The following is an 18,913-nucleotide window of genomic DNA, read 5'->3' as shown; positions in this document are numbered from 1 at the left end:
TTTCCGGCTTAAGCGAAACCGGGATTTTTCGGGCGCTTGTTGATTCCGATAGGGTGGCGCCGGGCTTCCCGGCCATAGGATTACATTCTTAGATGCCGATTGATGACGCGCGGCCGCGGTCGGATCGTCGCGATTAACGATCCTGTAAGCATATCCACTTTTACATGGAATTAACCGGGGCGCGGGTCGCTTTCGGAATAGCGATTCGGAATGAGCCCGCACAAGCGAGACGAATCGGAAGGCCAGCCCACCGCCTGGTTCCTGCCGAACCTTGCCCTAACCAGTATCGCGTAATCGGAGTTTCGGTCGATGTCCAGGAAGTGCAGCACCTGCCAGCATGTGAAGCGGGCCGAGATCGACCGGCGGCTGGCCGCCGGAGAGCCTGGCAGCCAGATTGCCCAGGATTACGGGGTCAATCCGTCGAGCCTGCATCGCCACCGCACCAACTGCCTGGAGCTTGCGTCCTCCAACATCATCATGAAGGAGACAGCGCGAGGGACCGCCGCAGCGGCCTGCCTGCCTTCCCCGGGCGAGCTCGGTAACGCATATGCGGAGCTAAAGGCCCAAATCGAGCAAATCGCGCGTCAAGCTCAAGCGGAGGGCTCGTTGAAGACGGCACTCTCGGGCCTGAATTCGCTGCGCCAGACGCTCGACAGTCTGTCTCGCCTCGCCGTTCATCACGACACAGGTGCGAGCGGCCCGCCGCAAAAGGATCTCGATCTCGACCGGCTGCTCGAGCGCCTGCTCGATCGCTTCGACCATGATCCTGCAATGAAGCAAAAGCTCGCCTCAGCACTGATGGAGATCGACGATGAACAGTTTGCGTGAGCTCGCCTACCGGCTTGATCCGGTCCTTTGGGTGGAAAAGGTGGTCGGCCAGACCCCCGTGCCTTGGCAAGCGAAATTCCTGCGAGCCCCGCGCGGCGTCCAGCTGCTGGCGCTGACGGCACGGCAGGTCGGCAAGACGACAACCGCGGCATGGGCAATTGCCCATCAAATGGTTCACACCGGCAACAGCCTGTCGGTGGTGATCTGTCCGGCGCAACGCCAAAGCGGCGAGGCGGTCCGGCGCGTCAAGGATACGCTGACCCGTGCCGGGGTCGGTCTCGTGGTCGACAACACCTACGGCCTTGAACTGAACAACCGCTCGCGCGTGTTGGCGCTGCCCGGCAACGACGAATCGATCCGCGGCCTATCGGTCGACGGCTGGATCATCGCCGACGAGGCGGCGCGACTGTCGACCGACCTGATCGCGGCCGTTCGCCCGATGCGGGCGCGTTTTGCGCATTCGCGCTTCGCCATGCTGTCGACCGCCTGGAGCCGCACCGACCCGTTCTGGCAGGCCTGGCAAAGCGACGACGCCAGCTGGGTGCGACTGCAGGCCACCGCCGACATGCCGGACTGTCCGATCCCAGCCGAACATCTGGCGCGGGAACGCGCCGCGCTGTCCGACGACGACTACAAGCGAGAATATCTCGGCATCCCTGCAGGCACCCATACCAGCCCCTTCACCTGGGAACTCTACGAGGACGCGACGAAGATCTTCGTTCCTCGCAACCCTCCGGGGGAGGCGTTCCATCCTGCGGTGAGCGCGCCCGGGCGCATCGTCGAGAACCCCTTCAGGAACTTGCAACCGTGAACCCAAATCCTGGATTAAACCCACACCACGAAAGGCGTACGCAATGTCGTTCCATCCCGACAATCCGCAAACCTGGCCGTGGTGTCGGCCATTGATTATTGCGCACGACGTGGCGCGAAGCAGGGATCATTCGACCGCCGTGATCGGGGGTCTCAGTCCTTTCAGTTCGAATCTGATCGGAATTCTGCAAGCACGCGAGCTGCAGCAGAATCTCTACGGCACGGCCCGCGCAAGCGCGCTCGCCGAGATCGACCGTCGCTATCATTCCAACGGGCTGATCGTGGCCGACCTCAGCCAGGATCCCTCCTATGCTGAACCGCTTCACCAGGCGTTCGGCCGGAGGGTCATCGGGCTCCACATCACGCGGCATGGTGATGGGATGCAGTGCGAAAATCCGCCAGGTTCGCGATGGTGCGGTGCCGGTCTATACGATCGGCCGAACTCATCTGTTCGACCTGCTGCACGGCGAGCTTCAAGCGCGTCAGATCAAACTTGCCAAGGGCTCCGACGTGACGCGCGCCTATCAGCAACTGGCGGAGCTCGAGGTCGAACTCCGCGACAGCGGCCGAATCTATGCCTGCCCGGTGGGAGGCCATGATGATCTCGCGATCTCGATGGCGATGGTGGCCTGGGCCTCTCGGCATCCTCACCTGCATTCGTGGATGAACGTCCTCCACCCGAAACCGCGACGCCCGCGCTCCAGGATCAGTTGGGAGGCATGGACGTAAGGTCGGCGTTACGGACCGGACACGTTGCTCGCAAGCTGCGCGTCCCTTACGGTCCGGAGATCGACGATGAGAATGACCGCCTGCTTGAGAAATAACTCTGCTACGGCGACGCCGGGCGTATCTGCAAGTTTCGCCAGTGAGGCCAGGGTCGGGTTTGCCGTACCAATTTCGATGACGCCAGCGCCGATCGCGTCCGGGCCGCCGCAGCCAGCGCCTCTTAACCCGCGCCCCAAGCCGCATACCTGGGCGACGTAAACACCGAGCCACAGAGGAATGCGAACGTCGAGAAAGAAGATGCGCTTGATCGTTGGTGATGTTCCTTATTCTTGACAAGCGTCAGCGACGCCGGGCGAGATCGCTGCTGTCCTGGCTGAGCGTCGGAGCGCCGACGAGAGCCGCGCACACGAACAGATCTTCGCGCCGGGATCTGTCGAAATTCGCAAGCAGGTCTGACTTTGCGCGACCTGCTGATGGGATTCGAAGCCAGGTTGATATCGTCGAGATGGGCTCAGTCCCCGGGTCTTGGAATTGGTGCACACGTGGCCGACGAGTTGGCTCGCCTCAGATCAGAGGCTGCTACGGACCACGCATCAACTGGCCGTCGGACTCCGGACATCTATCGATCAGGGACAGCCAACGCCTAAGTGCTCGGGGTGCGGCCATCCATATGATTTGAACCCAGCCGGCCGATCGTGTTGCATGAGATGCTCCACGCCCTGCATGATCAGGTTCTGCCAGAGGGTGAAAATAGGTAGATCATGTTTTTCTAGGATGCCGCGCGAAGCAAACAGCTTTATTCGGCCGATGCCTGACTGATGAAGAATCAAATAGAGTTCTTCGCGGTGACGGCGAACGCCCTCCAGTCTGGAAATGGCGGTCCTGCGCGAACTCATCCGAGAAAAAAGGCAGCCTGATTACCACAGATACCGGTTTTGCTTTTTCGGCTTTGATCCGGGCGGGTCGCGTGTGCCCGCCTTGGCGTCGGCGAAGTAACCACCGCAGGCGGACTGTCCGGACAATCTCGACTGGTCAGCCGAAGAGGCTCAGTCACCGCGACGCAAGTCGCATCAGACATCACCGTGGCCATCCTGCGCACGATGCCTTCGTCTCGGCGCCCCCGCGTTCTTCGCAAGGCGAACCGCGCTCCAGCCGATTCATCAATCTGGCGATCCTCTTTCGGCCAAGGCTTCAAAGACGCGTTGAAGGCCCCGACGCGCCGATGGCGTGTCGGATGGCGTGTGCTGTTCGACCTCAACCAGAACGCACCTAAAGGACAAGGTCATGTCGATCAAGCACGATCGCCGCTCCTTCATCGGCGGCTCGGACGCCCGCATCATTATGGGCGACGATGAAAGCAATCTCATTCGGCTCTGGCGGGAGAAACGAGGCGAAATCGAAACCATAGATTTCTCCGAGAATCTGATCGTTCAGCTCGGTAACGTCACCGAGGAGCTCAACCGGAGCCCGTATGAACGCTCGACCCAACACAGGATCAAGGACATCCAGAAGCGCGTTCGTCATCCGGTCCACACGTGGATGGCCGCAACGCTCGACGGTACCGTCGAACAAACCGGTGCGGTGTTCGAGGCCAAGTTCATGCTGCCCTGGTCTTTTGCCGAGGAAGCCGCCGTCGAAAAACACATGGCGCAGTTGCAGCACAATATGTGGGTGGTGGCTGCGCGCTCGGCCGTGCTGTCGGTGATCACCGGGGGCGGCAAATGGGTCGAGATCACGGTTCATGCCGATCCGCTCTACCAGCATCTTCTCTTGACCGCCGAACGGAAGTTCTGGCGCTGCGTGCAGACCGGCGAACCGCCGGCGCTGTTTGGCGTCGAAACTCCAAGGCCACGGCTCGAGGCCGTGCGGATGGTCGACATGTCGTCGTCGAACCGCTGGGCGGAGCTTGCGGCGTGCTATATGCGAACGCGGGTTGCGCATGGCGACCATGAAGGCGCCAAGTCGGAACTGAAGAAGCTTGTGCCGGAAGATGCCAAGGAAGCGACGGGACATGGCGTCAGGGCAAAACGCTCGAAGTCCGGCGCCATCAGCTTTGAAATGGTCGCGACGGAGGACGCCCATGCATCGGTCAAGTGAAACCATCGGCGCGATCGCAGCGGCACTCGCCCGCGCACAAGCCGAACTGGTCAACCCGGAAAAGACCCTGACCGCCACGACCCGGTCGCCGTTTCCGCGCGAGGCGCCCCAAACGTTCCGCTATGCGTCGCTGGCCTCTGGCCTCGAGATTGTCCGCAAAACACTGAGCCAGCAGGAGATCGCCACTATCCAGACCACCCGGACTGAAGCCACCACCGGGCACGTCCACCTCACCACCCTGCTCGCCCATTCGTCCGGCGAATGGATCTCCTCGGATCTTCCGGTCTGCATGGTCAAGGATATCGAGGCACCGCACCGGATGGGGGCGGCCTTGACCTACGCCCGCCGCTACGCCCTGTTCGCCCTGGTCGGGATCGCCGGCGAGGACGACCTGGACGCCCCGGACGCGGTGGCCGGCCCGTCGGCCGCACCGCCGCAAAGCGTCCCCAGATCGCAGGCCAAGCCAGCCAAAGGCATCCTCAACCGCCCGGCGATGCTTGCGCCGCAGCAATCCGCCGAGCTTCGTGAGCGGCTGCTGAGCCAGCTCGCTGTCCTGCCTCCTGACGACATGCTCAACTGGGTAAAGGCCAGCCTTCCGCTCAAAAATACCCTTCTCGAGGCGGACGCCAAGCTCGTCGAGACCGTCTATCTGACCAAGCTCCAGGAAGCCGACCGAGCCAGGATGGCCGAACAGACGGCTGCCCCCGATCTAGACTCGGGCCTGTCGCCGGAGCCGCTCCCAAAGGCCCCGGCTGGCACCGAGGCCCCGCTACGGGGCCCTTCGGCTGCACCTGAGGCCGCGCTGGCCCATCCCAAAGAACCGGCGCGCAAGCGCAGCAAGGCGCACCTCGTGTTTGTCCGGGAACAACCCTGCCTCGTTTGCCGGCAAACGCCGTGCGATCCCCATCATTTAAAGTTCGCCCAACCCAGGGCTCTCGGCCGCAAGGTCAGTGACGAGTACACCGTTCCGTTGTGCCGCGCCCATCACCACGAGCTGCATCGGCATGGCAATGAAAGGGCCTGGTGGGCAAACCTGCAGATCGAGCCGTTGCAGGTGGCGCATGATTTGTGGGGCGGCAAGTCCGATCCACGGCCCGCTTACCGCCGCCGTCGTCAGCGCGGTCGCTCCCGCGCGCCTGGGGTCGAAGGCTTCCGCACCATGAACGGGCCATTCCAAGCCCGGCATGAGCTGACCGCAACAACGCCAACGCTGCCGGTCGAGGTTGGCGCCGCCTCCCCTGCTGCTTCCCGGTGAACGCCTTGACGATTACCACGCGCTGCGTCAGGCGATCTTCGCTGATTTGGCGCCGCGCTCTGCCATTGAATGGCTGCTTGCGATCGACGTCGCCGAACTTTCCTGGGAGATCCAGCGCTACCGCCTGCTGCTTGCGAGCTATCGGCAACAGGCGATCGAGGCCGCCTTACGCAGTATCGACGTGGTTGGCATCGCGCCTGAGTTCGAAGATGAGGCCGACTATTGCACGCGGCAAAACGTGCTGAGTTGGCGGCTCGATCCCCTTGCCGCGACCGAAATCGAGGCGCGTCTGGCGTTCGCGACACTTACAACGGTGTGAGGCGGCCCATGCGCACATGGAGCGCCGCGAGTTGCAGTACCAAATCGTCCGCATCTTGCATGAGGACTAAGGCCATCCAGGACCCGTCACATCAGGTGCAGATACCCGTCTGGATTGTTCGGCGCCACGCCGAGGAGACCAAAATAGCTTCCCTCGTCGATCACCGACGTCACCAGCGTCTGCTGCGAGTCGACGACCATGTTTTTCGACGTACCATCGGTCAGAGCATTCATCGTCGCGAAGATGCCGCTGCCGGACGGAATGCCCGGAGCTCCGGTCTGCCATGCAGTACTGCTTGCCTTGATCGTCGTGCTGAACCCGTCTTTGCCCGGTTCGTGCGAATTGTTGTAATCGAGGACGTAACAGTCGGCGGACGTGATGCTGCCATCGCCGTTCGTGTCTGCCAGCTTGGCACCGCCGTACTTGATCAGCCAGTGAGCGATGTCGTCGATCAACCCGCTCGGTGCGTTGAAGTTGGGCACGCCGACATCGTTCAACAGCGTTGTGATTGCATAGCGCGTGAAATCGCCAAGCTTGTCCGGACCGGTTCCAGTGTTCTGGCAGACGATCTCCTGAGCATCATCCCATTCGATGACCAGGCATTTGCCATCTGAAGCCTCGAACATCAGATCCTTGTGGCCGTCGTGATCGACGTCAACAGTCCCAGGCAACAGATTAGCAATATCGGGCTGGGTGATGACGCCCGACGATGCGAGCTTGGAAGCCAGCGAGATGCCGTTTCCGTCGACCTTACCCTGACTGTTGTCGGCACCGCTGATCGGAGCATCCCACACATACTCGTGGTTGCACCAGAAGCCCGGGGTCAGGCCAACCGCACCGAGTTGGTGGTTGCCGAACGTCAATTCATTGCCGACATTGACTTCAGTGTGCAGAGAGTCGAGTTGTCCCTCTTCGCCGCTGACCGCGACGAGCTCCTGCCCGCTCTGAACCGTGACCGTCGTGGTCGCATCGCCAATGCCGTCGCCGTTGTGGTCGACGGTCGCAGCCCAGTTCGCGCCATCCGTGAACAGTTCGCTGATCGTGTATGTTCCAGGATGGAGGTTTGTGAACGAGAAGTCACCGTTCGCATCGGTTACAGTGTCGACCGTATCGACGGTGCCGTTGCCGTCCACATCACCCTTCAGTTCGATGGTGATGTTCGCCATCGGCGTGTCCGATCCGTCAAACACACCGTCGGCGTTGAGGTCATTGAACTTGAACCCGTGGATCGAGCCATTCACATAGTCGGCGAAGTTCAGCCCGGTCTGGTCGTGGCCCGAGGTGCCGACAATGGTGTAACCCGCCTGGCCCAGGCTCTGCACGTAACCTGATGGGTTGACCTCATAGACCTTGTCGCCGGCAACGGTGTAATCGAGCCCGGTGAACGACCAGGTGCCGTCGGCTGCCGTCGTCGTCGACAGATCGCCGGCGTCGAAGACGCCGTCCTTATTCTTGTCGATGAAGATCGTCACACCGCCAAGGCCGGTGTCGCCCGGATCGACGACGCCGTTGCCGTTCATGTCAGTGTACTTGTGACCGGAGATGCTGAACAGCTGGAAGTTTGCGAAGTTGAGCCCGGTCTGGTCGTGACCGGAGGTGCCGACGATGGTGTAGCCGGCGACGCCGACCGTCTCCACGTAGCCGGACGGCAGAACCTCGTAGACTTTGTCGCCGGCAACAGTGTAATCGAGCCCGGTGAACGACCAGGTGCCGTCGGCTGCCGTCGTCGTCGACAGATCGCCGGCGTCGAAGACGCCGTCCTTGTTCTTGTCGATGAAGATCGTCACGTTGGCGAGCGGCGTGTCGTCAGCGGTGATGCCGTTGCCGGTGATGTCGGTATACTTGGTGCCGGAGATGCTGAAGGTCTTGAAGTTGGCGAAGTCCAGCCCGCTCTGGTCGTGGCCCGAGGTGCCGACAATGGTGTAGCCGGCGGTGCCGACCGTCTCCACATAGCCGGACGGCAGAACCTCGTAGACTTTGTCGCCGGCAACAGTGTAATTCGAGCCCGGTGAACGACCAGGTGCCGTCGGCTGCCGTCGCCGTCGACAGATCGCCGGCGTCGAAGACGCCGTCCTTGTTCTTGTCGATGAAGATCGTCACGTTGGCGAGCGGCGTGTCGTCAGCGGTGATGCCGTTGCCGGTGATGTCGGTATACTTGGTGCCGGAGATGCTGAAGGTCTTGAAGTTGGCGAAGTCCAGCCCGCTCTGGTCGTGGCCCGAGGTGCCGACGATGGTGTAGCCGGCGGTGCCGACCGTCTCCACGTAGCCGGACGGCAGAACCTCGTAGACTTTGTCGCCGGCAACAGTGTAATCGAGCCCGGTGAACGACCAGGTGCCGTCGGCTGCCGTCGTCGTCGACAGATCGCCGGCGTCGAAGACGCCGTCCTTGTTCTTGTCGATGAAGATCGTCACGTTGGCGAGCGGCGTGTCGTCAGCGGTGATGCCGTTGCCGGTGATGTCGGTGTACTTGGTGCCGGAGATGCTGAAGGTCTTGAAGTTGGCGAAGTCCAGCCCGCTCTGGTCGTGGCCCGAGGTACCGACAATGGTGTAACCGGCGGTGCCGACCGTCTCCACGTAGCCGGACGGCAGAACCTCGTAGACCTTGTCGCCGGCAACAGTGTAATCGAGCCCGGTGAACGACCAGGTGCCGTCGGCTGCCGTCGTCGTCGACAGATCGCCGGCGTCGAAGACGCCGTCCTTGTTCTTGTCGATGAAGATCGTCACGTTGGCGAGCGGCGTGTCGTCAGCGGTGATGCCGTTGCCGGTGATGTCGGTATACTTGGTGCCGGAGATGCTGAAGGTCTTGAAGTTGGCGAAGTCCAGCCCGCTCTGGTCGTGGCCCGAGGTGCCGACGATGGTGTAGCCGGCGGTGCCGACCGTCTCCACGTAGCCGGACGGCAGAACCTCGTAGACTTTGTCGCCGGCAACAGTGTAATCGAGCCCGGTGAACGACCAGGTGCCGTCGGCTGCCGTCGTCGTCGACAGATCGCCGGCGTCGAAGACGCCGTCCTTGTTCTTGTCGATGAAGATCGTCACGTTGGCGAGCGGCGTGTCGTCAGCGGTGATGCCGTTGCCGGTGATGTCGGTGTACTTGGTGCCGGAGATGCTGAAGGTCTTGAAGTTGGCGAAGTCCAGCCCGCTCTGGTCGTGGCCCGAGGTACCGACAATGGTGTAGCCGGCGGTGCCGACCGTCTCCACGTAGCCGGACGGCAGAACCTCGTAGACCTTGTCGCCGGCAACAGTGTAATCGAGCCCGGTGAACGACCAGGTGCCGTCGGCTGCCGTCGTCGTCGACAGATCGCCGGCGTCGAAGACGCCGTCCTTGTTCTTGTCGATGAAGATCGTCACGTTGGCGAGCGGCGTGTCGTCAGCGGTGATGCCGTTGCCGGTGATGTCGGTGTACTTGGTTCCGGAGATGCTGAAGGTCTTGAAGTTGACGAAATTCTCGTTGGTGAGGTTCTGGCCCGAGGTGACGCTGTCCAGATTGATCTGCGCCGATGTCACGTGAACCCAGCCGGACCGGTCCTCTTCCTTGATCAGGTAGTCGCCCGGCAACAGGCCGGTGAAGGAATACGAGCCGGTCGCATCGGTCGTAGTTTGCGCCACCTGCTCGCCGGGGTCAGCGCTGTTGTTATGGTTGGCATCGTTGTAGATCGTGATCGTCCAGCCGCTCACCGGCGTTTCGTCACCCGTCGTCGCGGCGTTGCCGTCCGCATCCTCGTATTTGTGACCCGAGATCGAAGCGGTCTGCAGGTTTCCGAAATTGTTGTTGTGGCTGACATCTCCTGCGGCCAGCGTGACGACATAGTCGCCGCCGACGGGCGCCGACTGGGTCCATCCGGATTGCGGAACCTCGCGGATCGTATAGCTGCCCGGCGTGACAAAGAAGCGATAGTAACCGACCTCGTTGGCGTCATTGCCGGCGATGCCGTCGCCGTTCAGATCTATGCTGCCGGTCAAGACCGACGGCTCACCTGAATCGAGCACGCCGTTGTTGTTGAGATCGAGATAGACCCTCCAGCCATTGAGGGCCGGCTCGGTGCCGGTCTGCCAGGTATGGTCGGCATTGAGGTCGTCGAATTTGTAGCCGTCGATGACCTGCCCGTTCTGGCGGTCCCACTCCTCGAAGCCGTCATTGGTGGTCCACGCACTGGTGCCGGTGTGGGTCGTTCCGTTGGTGTCCGCATAGCTGTAATCGTACGTGCCCGGCTGATATCCGAACGCGGAATAGAGATAGACATACGCCTGATTTGGATCGAAGGAACTGATCGGAATCAGGAACGACATATCGGCCGTGTTGCCGCTGCCCGACTGCAGGCTGCCGTTCAGTCCGATGAATTTATCGCCACCGGCATCCAGATTGTAGATCAGCGTGGCGTTGTCCGCCGCCGGGAAGGCGCCCGTGCCCTGGGCCGGAGTCGCGCCGGGAGCATAGTCGTGCAGATCGCCGACACCGGCTTGCCAGATCTGCAGCGCATCGAGCGAGAGCAGGATCTTGTCGGATGAGTTGAGCTGGTTGATGTCGAGCTCGAAGCGGTAATAACCGACACCATTGTGGAATTCGATGGGCAGATTGGCGAGCTGCAACGAGTGGACGAAATTGGTGCCGCCCTTGGCGGCGTTATCCAGCAGCGCAGCTCCGTTATAATCGGTGTTGTAGCCCTGCTCCGTGTCGCCATTCGTACTGAGCCGGACGAAGGGATCAAGAAGGCCCGTTCCGGCACCGACCGTCGTGACCGAGGTCGAGAAAATGGCGCTGACCGAGCCGCTCGTAACGGTCTGGGTGTCCTGGAATGTGAGATCGATGAATTGCGTTGCGTCGGTAAAGCCGGTTGTCGCCAGCAATCCGGTCGTCCCGTCGGAAGCCGTAAGCAGGAAGCTTTGGTTCGCTGCATCCGAATTGACGTACCATGAGGTCGTGATGCTGCCGTTGACGGTGCCGTCGAGATCACCAAACCCGCCATCCGTGACCGTCCACGGCGTGCTGCCGCTGAGCGGTGTACCCAATTGATCGTCGGCGGTGCCCCAAATGCCATCCGGACCGGCGCCGATCGTGTGCCAGACCGTGAACTGGATGGAGCCACCTGGCGTCACGTTCCATGCGGTGAAGCTCGCTGTCGACCCGGGAGCGTAGTCCGAGAGATCTGTGGTGACCGAGAACAGATCGTCGCTGAGGACGTAGGTGCCAGTAGCGGGATCGTATTTGTACGTCGCCATGACCAATCTCCTGCTAACTATCCATCACGGTTTTTCGCAGTGCGACCGCACTGCCATGCTGAAAAGTGCGACCAGTTCGATATCGACGCACAACCGCAGAGCCCGCGGAAGCGAGTGCTCCACGGACCTCGCGCAATTCAACCGAAGCGATCGTTTCGAAGTTCGTCGGCCCTAACGGGCCACGCGATTACAAGGTCATTCCAAAACAATCATCAGGCTACCCTTCCGGGTGCACTGCAATGTCCGCCCGCGACTCGCTAGCAATGCCGTGGCGCATCAGCACGATGCCCACGGAAGCGGCCGCATCACCCACCATCACTTGCACGCCAAACAAAAACAGCCGGACGCGCCGATCGGGCACAGTCCAGCTTCTATGACGATTTACCCCGACGCGACATTACGCAACCTTTGACTTTTATTGCAGTCCCACCACGGCGGGGCACAGCCTACAGCTCGCGTAGTATGTCAATAGCTAAACACCAGTGTTTCAAATTGTAAACCACTTTTTAAGGAGAACGTAATGGTGCAGCGCGGTCATCTCGGCACGCAGTGGGACGACGCGCTCAACCTCTCGCGAGAACGAGATTCAATCGATAAGGGAGTACTGACCAGTTCGCTGGCGCTTTGTTTTCCTTGGGCCGGTCTTGGGCTTCGTCCTTGTTGGGCCGGGCATCGCGCTTCGTGATTCCGAATCTGTTCGAGTTTTGCGAGACGTTCCCAGCGCCGCGGGTCATGGCGGACCGTCGATCAACGTCGGGGGATCCGTTCACCGCCCATGGAATCATTCTGCCACGCATTCGGAGGAGCATCGAGAGTCCAAGAATGAAGTGGGCTAGAAGCCGGCCGTTCAACGTGTTCCTGGAGTACCTGGTGTCCACGAACGTAGCGCCCGCATTGAATGAACGAACTCCTTCATCTGGCTGGCTCAGACATCGTTAAGGGTTGCTCATCCCTGAGCTCGATTTGACATATCTCGTGACGTGATTGCTTTGGCTCAGCGACAACCATTACCATATCGCTGTCGTGATGGCCTTTGCGCCACGCCCGTACTAAACAACCTCGTCACCATCGCGAGCGCGGGTTGAACCGGCTACTTTGCTTGACCGGGCATTTGAATGCTCTCCCGGGGATCTCAGTTGATACCCGATCCGGATCAGGAAACACGAACCGGAATTGTCCCGCTAGCGTCGAGCTGCCGCAATCTCATCCAGATGACCGCGATCAGCGTGGCGCACATGAATGGACCTACCGGCACAAGCGCGACCGGGAAGGCATATCCCAGCGCAAATATAATACCGACGCCGAATCGGAAGGATCGCCTTGATGGCGGAGTGATCCGGTCATCGCTCATGAGGAACACCAACGCGATCACCAGGATCTGCATGTCGTAGATGGCGAAGTAAGGAGAAATCAGAGGCGTTGCCGCAAGCAGGCAGGCGGCCTTGACGGCGAAGCTTACATCGCGCCGCCACGTGATCAGCACCCAGACTGCGCAGGTCGACGCGACAAGGATCTGCAGCGACATGGCCAACCCGTAGCCAAAGCCGGCAAGGCGAAACAGGCCATAGATGCTCTGCAACTTGTACCACGGCAGCGCGCCAGTGAGATGGAACTGCGTCGTCGCGAAGGTCGCTGCTTCACGAAATCCCGTGAACGTATCCCAGCCGAAGATGGTCCCGGACAGCAGCAGCAGAGCGGACGCCATCAAGGAGGCCGCTATGACAACGCTCCAACGTCCAGTGGCGATCAGTACGAGGGGGAGAAGAACGCCATATTGAGGCTTGAAGATGAGAAGCGCGATCAAGAAACCACTGACGATCGGGCGCCTGTCCAATAGCAGCAGGGCGCCACCCAGCAGCGCTGCCGCAAGCAGCGAGCTTTGGCCAGAAAGAAAATCGTAGACGACGGGCGGTGCTGCCAATGCCAGCAGCAGCGCGCCTGAACGCGCCCGAATGGAGTAGACCACCAACAGCCAGCAAAACAACTTTGCCGCGCTCCAGATCCAGAAGGCAGCTGTAAAGGGCAACAGCGCCAAGGGCGCCAGAACCAGAAAAAACACCGGAGGATAGAAGAACGGAACCGGCATTTGGTCGTAGGAATACGGCGCATGATCCGCCGGCTGCATCTGAACGAGCATCTGACGCAGTTGGCCCCAATCATAGGCGGTCGCAGCATGGCCCTTCAAAGCCATGGAGCCGGCGGCCCAAAAACAAGAGAAGTCGATGCCCGGATGACCGGCTCCACTGATAAACATCAGGGCCAAAGCCAGTATCGTCATACTGAGCAGGATTAGGCAGGCAATCGCCTGCCCTCGATCCTCGCCGTCCTCGTGCGAAATAACCCAGGTCATGAAAAATCGCGCGATCCCGTCAAAAGCGCAATCTACCATTGCGCTTTCTGGTGCGGCAACGGATTGGGGGCCCGTTAGTTAACGGAGAGCCCTGCAGACTTTGAGGACGGTTCCTGCGGCATCCCGTTGATTCAATGAGCGTGGTCGAGAGGGCGGCACCACACCTTCCGCTATGACCGGGCTCAGCAGCCCGCAATGCTTCGGACCGTCAAACCACGGTTGCCAAAGCTGCGGGACCAATTCAAACAGCGAAGGTCCCGTCATTCGGTTGCGGAGTCTGTTTGCAGTTGACCTGGTTTGCCTATGCAACAACGCGAGGTGGGGTCCTCAGCAATCGCTCACATAGGCATAGCCGATGCTGCCTTGATCCGCGCTGCCCGGGTCCGGAAACATCATGAAAATCGGGCGACCGTCGTGCGGCTGTCAGCCTACGGCTGATTGTTCGGCGGCCTTTCGATGAACTTCCGGCTGCCGTTGAGAAGCTCGAGATTGTTGGCGATGACCGGGTTGCCCGGATCGAGCGAATACGCCTTCTCGAACTTGCGCCGCGCGCCGTTCAGATTGCCGCGCAGCATGAGGGAATAGCCCTGGTCGTTCAGGATCTGGACGGTCTCGCCGCCAATCCGGATCGCCTGCGCGTAGGCCTGATCGGCAAGATCGAACCGGCGCAACTTGTCATAGCTCGCCGCAAGCCCGACCCAGGCCGTGACGTCCTTCGGCGCCTTCTCGACGGCGTCCTTGAAATAGCGCTGCGAGATTCCGTAATTGCCGCGGTTGTAGTGCTCCAACCCCATCCGAACAGGTTCATCGGAAGGGTAATATTTGACGTCGGTCGGCTCCTGCACAGGGTCCGGACCGGCTGGAGCGCCGGGCGCAACGACAGCAGCGTCACGCACAGTATATTCTTGCACCGTCTCGCAAGCCGCCAATGCGTGTGGCCAGTAAGGCGCTAGCAAGCCATAGGAGTAAGCGCCTCATTACCGTTATCCCCGTCTACCGTCCCGTTTGCAATATCCGCAACCGTTCGAAATTTCGTTCCACGCTAACATGAGTGGGCTTACAGACCTGTTACCGGGACGCCACATGTCCCACTTTGAAAAAGACGCCGGATCCAGCCGCCGCGAATGTCACGCTTGGTCTTGATACCACCGGAAACAAGAGAACTTTTTCAACTCATCGACGTGGGACGCCTACGTTGGCCACGCCAGTGCCCAAGCCGACGACACCACCTGCGTCCACTGCTGCTGCCGTTGCGCCCGCGACTCCCATTGGGGGGTGCCCCAACCCTGGCGCGTCTCCCCCGAACGCCGGTAACGGATCGCGCGGTTGGTTACCGAGACGATAACGCGGAATAGCGCGTTCGGTCTTCGCCGCCTGGGAAACGATCCTGCGATCGCCGACGTAGCTCGGCCAGGGATGGATCGTGTGGGTCACGGCATTGACCTGCTTCGCGTCGCCGGCACTTAAGGTGATGGTATCCGAACGCTGGAAGTAACGATCCATTTCGTCATTGCCAGCCAAGCCGTTGCAAGCCCCCAGTGTAAAGACTGCGAGTAACGCCGTGCATGTCATATCGGTCGTCCTTCAGTTGAGGGTCTTGACTATGGGCTCGGCTGCAACCGCAGGTGGCGCAGACATCCGGACATCGGGGGCGATGATGTGCCCGTAGGGTCCTTTGATGTCACCGCCGGAATTGACGTAGTCAGTGTAGCGCTTTTTCACTTCCATCTGGCCGTTGAGGAAGAAGTCGACGTCATTTGCGGGCAATCGCGAATCGAGGGGCGACGCGAGGGTTTGTCCCGGGACCGCCGGCGCGACCAGGCGCGGTGTCACGATGACCACCAGATCCGTCTCTTTCTGCTGATAAGATGCGCTTCGGAACAGCGCACCGAGGACTGGCACCGAGCCGATCCATGGCAATTGCTGGACATCCTGTGCGTTGCGGGTCTGGAGCAACCCGGCGATCGCGAAGCTCTGGCCGTCGCGCAATTCAACCGTGGTCCGAGCGTTGCGGCTGCTCAATGCCGGGATCACCGTTCCAGCGATGGTTACGGCATTGGTGAAATCGAGTTCGCTGACCGACGGCTCAACCCGAAGGTTGATCACGCCGCGCGAAAGCACAGTGGGTACGAAGCCCAACTCGACGCCGAATTTCTTGAATTCGATGGTGGTGGTGGGAAAGCCGTTCGTAGTGTTAGAAGCTACCGGCACCGGAAATTCCCCGCCGGCCAGGAAGCGCGCCGCATCGCCCGACAACGCCATCAGGTTGGGCTCGGCCAGGCTGCGCACCAGCCCTTTCGTCTCCAGCGCCTGCAGCAGGAGATCGACCGAAGTGCCATTACTCGTTCTCAGCACATTCGTTAAGAGGTTACCGAACGGGGTTGCGGCACCTGCTAGCCCTGACGCAGTGGCTAGAACAGGAACACCTTGAGGGGTGGATGATGGGACAGGACGGCCCGCAGTTCCGCTGTTTCCAACCTGCGTGAGGTTGCCGTTGCCGGCATAGAGGTTCACGCCTAGTTCGCGGCCAGCGGACCTCGCGACCTCGAGGAAGCGCACCTCCAGCATGACTTGCTGCGGCGCAGCCACGTTCATGGCATTGACGACGATGCCGCCCTCGGGAACGCTGCCCTTGGCAATCGACATCGCTCGCTCGGCGGCGACCGCATCGGCGGCCATTCCGCTTAGCACCACCTGGCCTTCCGATGCAGACACGCGAATGCCGCGCGTGCCCGTGCTCGTTTGGATGTTCTGTTGCAGATTGCCGATATCGAGCGTCACCTCGACATCGAGAATGCCGATCTGCTTCATCGAGCTGTCGAACAGGATGACGTTGGTGGTTCCGGTCTTCTTACCCTGGACGTAGATCAGGTGGTCGCTCAGCGACTTCACGTCGACGATGTCGGGCGAGCCCGCGACGATCGACGAGAACGGCCGTCTCGACCCTGAAAGTGCGCGACTTGTTGAGCGTCACCCTGACGCGCTGGACGTCGCTCATCTCGCTGACGAAGACGCCGCCACCGGACGACGGGGCACGCCGGTCCGCAGCCAGTACGGGATCGGCGGAATGAATCAGGGCAACCGCAACGCCAAGCGCCATCGCGCTGAAGGCGACCAGCCTACGTCCCGCACCATCCGAAACGCGACTTCCCATCATGCCATCCCCTTCGCCGCGCCTCCGCGACGACCCCCGTAAACCTACGGCCGCGGCGTCCCGATCACTCCAGTTCGTCCATCACGCCGTAGAGCTTACAGTCTGTCCGACTACAAATAGTTACTTGCGAATTCCCATCCCCGGCGCGCTAAGCTGAACCAAAAGCCAGTTCACTCCGGTCGCATCCCCACTCGCCGGGCCGCACATGGCGGCTTCGGGATCATCTCCCGCGGCCCCCCTTGATTGCAAGGAAAGAGGTCCGCCAGGCTGCGCCGATGCCTGAGAAAACTCCCCGATGTTGCCAGCGCGCACCACTTCCGTAGCCCGCGTGGGCTATGTCCAGCCTGCCGACGCGGCTCCGCCGGCCGCCCGGGTCCCGACAGGCCCAATACCCCCCAACGAATCGGTCCGCCTCAGAACGGAATTGTGGTGGACGCGCTCGGCGCGTTGAGGGACGTGCCCCAGATCGGCATGATCATGGTGAAGCCCGACTGCGACGCCGTCACCGTCAGCGCGTAGGCCCCCGCGGTCGTGGCCACCGTCGGCGTCAGACCGGCGGCATAAAGGAAGGGCGCGGCGGCCCGCTTGTCTGTAGCGGACAAGTAGTCACCAGTACAAGTGGATGGTGATGTGGACTGCAGTACAGCAGGTGTGTAGCAATTGATCATGTTCGCGCGAGCGCTCGCATCGGCAAGGATGCGCAGCGACTGCATCGTGATCGCGTAGCGCCCGAAATCAAAGACGGCGAAGATCAGGGTGAACAAGGGCACAGCGATGAGGGCAGAACTCCAGTGCTGCAACGCCCCGCTGGTCTATCTTTCTCATTATTGCACCAAATAGACGACCTGGGTACGAGCAACCGTGCCAGGGACACAGCCATTCGTGCTCAAGTAAGCGCTACCGGTCATCGTCAAAGTATTGGCTATTACCTCTGAACACGTCGTGTTCGCATTGGCGCCCGTTCCGCTCCACGTAACACCAACGTTCGGGAAGTACATCGCGCCGCCCAAATCAATCATGTTACTATTGCCGTTTACGGTGACGGCATTCTTACTCTTATTTGGCGCCTGATCGTCAATCAGAACGCCAGCGAGTGCAGGATAGGTAGCGTTGGTAGAAGGTGCTGAAAGGCTAACCGAAGCGGTGCCACTGATGGAAATCGATGAATCCCCGAGCAACACAAGCGTAACGCCTAATGTTGTGCCGTTACAGGCCGGGCAACTGACGGTTCCGCCATTAATTGTGATTGTTGCGTTGTAAAAGAAGTAGGTTCCGGGGGAGAAAGCTACCGTGTCCCCGTTCGTACAGCTCAAATTACCATACAAATTGGTACTGTCGTTTGGCGTCAACGTACCACTGCATGACAGTTTAGTCGTCTTGCCGGTCCATGAGTTGAACGAAGCGGTGTCAAGTGCTTGCAGTGGATTCGTCGCAGCAGGCATAAAATAGTTGTATGGCGCGTTGAGGCTATTGCACTGAGTGACGTTGGGAAGGCAGCCCTTCGCAGCATCGATCTGCCAGCCTGACCCCGTGATAGTCGGAGTGCTGGAGTATTTGACAGTGTCGTTTGACATTAGCCCGCAGCCATTTCCGGCGGTCGTAACGTTGCCACCGATGGTAAGTGCGCTACCTTGGGGCCACCTCCCGAGTCCCAACGCACATAGATCTTTCGGGTTCTTGACTTCGGCAACAGCTGCCGCGGCGATGTTGACCGTAGACAAGCCGAGCACTGCGGCCAGGTACGCCGGCTGCTGCTGACTAACTGTGGCTTGAATGAAGTTTCCGGTGTTTCCGTTCCACGACGTAAGCGAAGCGATCGCAACCGTTTGCGAGATGCCACTCGGAAGGCTGGCCGCACAGATAGAGCCTGGATACGACGTGTCACCTGAGTTGCAGAACGCGTTCTGCGCTGCGAATTGCTTGCCGCGATAGTCCACAGACTGCGTATCGGCGCACGTAAGTGATCCGAGAGAGCAAGCGAGCCGCAGGGCGCCCGAATAGGCGGCTGCATCAGCGGCATTCTGCGCGCGTTGCTTGGTAACATACCAAGACCCCGCCTCACCGCCAAGCGCCATCATTCCAATCAGAGGTATCAAGGCGACCACAGTCGCGAACGCGGCCGAACCTCGACGGCAATGGAGTATGTCGCGCATGGAG

Annotated in this window: 14 protein-coding genes; 6 read left to right on the top strand and 8 right to left on the bottom strand. The window is 60.7% G+C overall.

All coding sequences use genetic code 11. The annotated features are described in order from the left end of the window. The first annotated feature begins 339 nt into the window (after nucleotides 1-339). The 6 genes from ACVWW1_RS46680 to ACVWW1_RS46655 all read left to right on the top strand — a co-directional run bounded on the left by ACVWW1_RS46680 (nucleotide 340) and on the right by ACVWW1_RS46655 (nucleotide 6,035). On the top strand, nucleotides 340-828 hold the full coding sequence (locus tag ACVWW1_RS46680) for a hypothetical protein (protein ID WP_456660548.1): 489 nt from the start codon (nucleotides 340-342) through the stop codon (nucleotides 826-828). Then, a complete protein-coding gene (locus ACVWW1_RS46675) occupies nucleotides 821-1,639 on the top strand; it encodes a terminase large subunit domain-containing protein (RefSeq protein ID WP_456660547.1) in 819 nt (272 codons plus the stop codon). The genes ACVWW1_RS46680 and ACVWW1_RS46675 overlap by 8 nt, the downstream gene beginning before the upstream one ends. Nucleotides 1,640-1,947: 308 nt before the next feature. Next, entirely contained in the window at nucleotides 1,948-2,367 is a 420-nt protein-coding gene (locus tag ACVWW1_RS46670) for a hypothetical protein (protein ID WP_456660546.1), read from the top strand. Between the two features lie 1,281 nt (nucleotides 2,368-3,648). Next, on the top strand, nucleotides 3,649-4,461 hold the full coding sequence (locus ACVWW1_RS46665) for a YqaJ viral recombinase family protein (protein ID WP_456660545.1): 813 nt from the start codon (nucleotides 3,649-3,651) through the stop codon (nucleotides 4,459-4,461). Further along, the gene (locus tag ACVWW1_RS46660; protein ID WP_456660544.1) at nucleotides 4,445-5,716 is read left to right on the top strand and encodes an ERF family protein; all 1,272 of its coding nucleotides are present in this window, start codon (nucleotides 4,445-4,447) and stop codon (nucleotides 5,714-5,716) included. The genes ACVWW1_RS46665 and ACVWW1_RS46660 overlap by 17 nt, the downstream gene beginning before the upstream one ends. Next, entirely contained in the window at nucleotides 5,685-6,035 is a 351-nt protein-coding gene (locus ACVWW1_RS46655; RefSeq protein ID WP_456660543.1) for a hypothetical protein, read from the top strand. The genes ACVWW1_RS46660 and ACVWW1_RS46655 overlap by 32 nt, the downstream gene beginning before the upstream one ends. 86 nt (nucleotides 6,036-6,121) lie before the next feature. Here the strand turns inward: ACVWW1_RS46655 and ACVWW1_RS46650 are convergent, their stop codons facing one another. The 8 genes from ACVWW1_RS46650 to ACVWW1_RS46615 all read right to left on the bottom strand — a co-directional run bounded on the left by ACVWW1_RS46650 (nucleotide 6,122) and on the right by ACVWW1_RS46615 (nucleotide 18,909). Further along, nucleotides 6,122-7,555, bottom strand: a complete 1,434-nt coding sequence (locus ACVWW1_RS46650) for an SdrD B-like domain-containing protein (protein ID WP_456660832.1) — start codon at nucleotides 7,553-7,555, stop codon at nucleotides 6,122-6,124. A 286-nt stretch (nucleotides 7,556-7,841) separates the two neighbouring features. Beyond that, on the bottom strand, nucleotides 7,842-11,252 hold the full coding sequence (locus tag ACVWW1_RS46645; RefSeq protein WP_456660542.1) for an MSCRAMM family protein: 3,411 nt from the start codon (nucleotides 11,250-11,252) through the stop codon (nucleotides 7,842-7,844). A 1,153-nt stretch (nucleotides 11,253-12,405) separates the two neighbouring features. Next, nucleotides 12,406-13,602 carry a glycosyltransferase family 87 protein gene (locus ACVWW1_RS46640; RefSeq protein ID WP_456660541.1) on the bottom strand — a complete coding sequence of 399 codons (1,197 nt, stop codon included), beginning with the start codon at nucleotides 13,600-13,602 and terminating at the stop codon, nucleotides 12,406-12,408. A 428-nt stretch (nucleotides 13,603-14,030) separates the two neighbouring features. Then, nucleotides 14,031-14,498, bottom strand: coding sequence for a tetratricopeptide repeat protein (locus ACVWW1_RS46635; RefSeq protein WP_456660540.1), 468 nt, complete (start codon nucleotides 14,496-14,498; stop codon nucleotides 14,031-14,033). Between the two features lie 688 nt (nucleotides 14,499-15,186). Continuing rightward, complete coding sequence (locus ACVWW1_RS46630; protein WP_456660539.1) at nucleotides 15,187-16,494, bottom strand: type II and III secretion system protein family protein; 1,308 nt, start codon at nucleotides 16,492-16,494, stop codon at nucleotides 15,187-15,189. Next, on the bottom strand, nucleotides 16,454-16,756 hold the full coding sequence (locus tag ACVWW1_RS46625) for a hypothetical protein (RefSeq protein WP_456660538.1): 303 nt from the start codon (nucleotides 16,754-16,756) through the stop codon (nucleotides 16,454-16,456). Before ACVWW1_RS46625 ends, ACVWW1_RS46630 begins: the two co-directional genes overlap by 41 nt. Before the next feature lie 413 nt (nucleotides 16,757-17,169). Then, a complete protein-coding gene (locus ACVWW1_RS46620) occupies nucleotides 17,170-17,520 on the bottom strand; it encodes a pilus assembly protein (RefSeq protein ID WP_456660537.1) in 351 nt (116 codons plus the stop codon). A gap of 60 nt (nucleotides 17,521-17,580) precedes the next feature. Continuing rightward, nucleotides 17,581-18,909, bottom strand: coding sequence for a pilus assembly protein TadG-related protein (locus ACVWW1_RS46615; protein WP_456660536.1), 1,329 nt, complete (start codon nucleotides 18,907-18,909; stop codon nucleotides 17,581-17,583). Nucleotides 18,910-18,913: the final 4 nt, after the last annotated feature.

Source organism: Bradyrhizobium sp. JR3.5, from assembly GCF_054057015.1.
The sequence above is the reverse complement of the archived record's forward strand: the minus strand, read 5'-3'. Positions and strand labels throughout refer to the sequence as shown.

Excerpts from the sequence above, each read along its gene's own strand:
- ACVWW1_RS46670 (WP_456660546.1), top strand. The coding sequence starts at position 1,948 with ATGCTGAACCGCTTCACCAGGCGTTCGGCCGGAGGGTCATCGGGCTCC.
- ACVWW1_RS46645 (WP_456660542.1), bottom strand. The coding sequence starts at position 11,252 with ATGGCGACGTACAAATACGATCCCGCTACTGGCACCTACGTCCTCAGC.
- ACVWW1_RS46650 (WP_456660832.1), bottom strand. The coding sequence starts at position 7,555 with ATGAACGGCAACGGCGTCGTCGATCCGGGCGACACCGGCCTTGGCGGT.
- ACVWW1_RS46625 (WP_456660538.1), bottom strand. The coding sequence starts at position 16,756 with ATGGGAAGTCGCGTTTCGGATGGTGCGGGACGTAGGCTGGTCGCCTTC.
- ACVWW1_RS46615 (WP_456660536.1), bottom strand. The coding sequence starts at position 18,909 with ATGCGCGACATACTCCATTGCCGTCGAGGTTCGGCCGCGTTCGCGACT.
- ACVWW1_RS46660 (WP_456660544.1), top strand. The coding sequence starts at position 4,445 with ATGCATCGGTCAAGTGAAACCATCGGCGCGATCGCAGCGGCACTCGCC.
- ACVWW1_RS46665 (WP_456660545.1), top strand. The coding sequence starts at position 3,649 with ATGTCGATCAAGCACGATCGCCGCTCCTTCATCGGCGGCTCGGACGCC.
- ACVWW1_RS46640 (WP_456660541.1), bottom strand. The coding sequence starts at position 13,602 with ATGACCTGGGTTATTTCGCACGAGGACGGCGAGGATCGAGGGCAGGCG.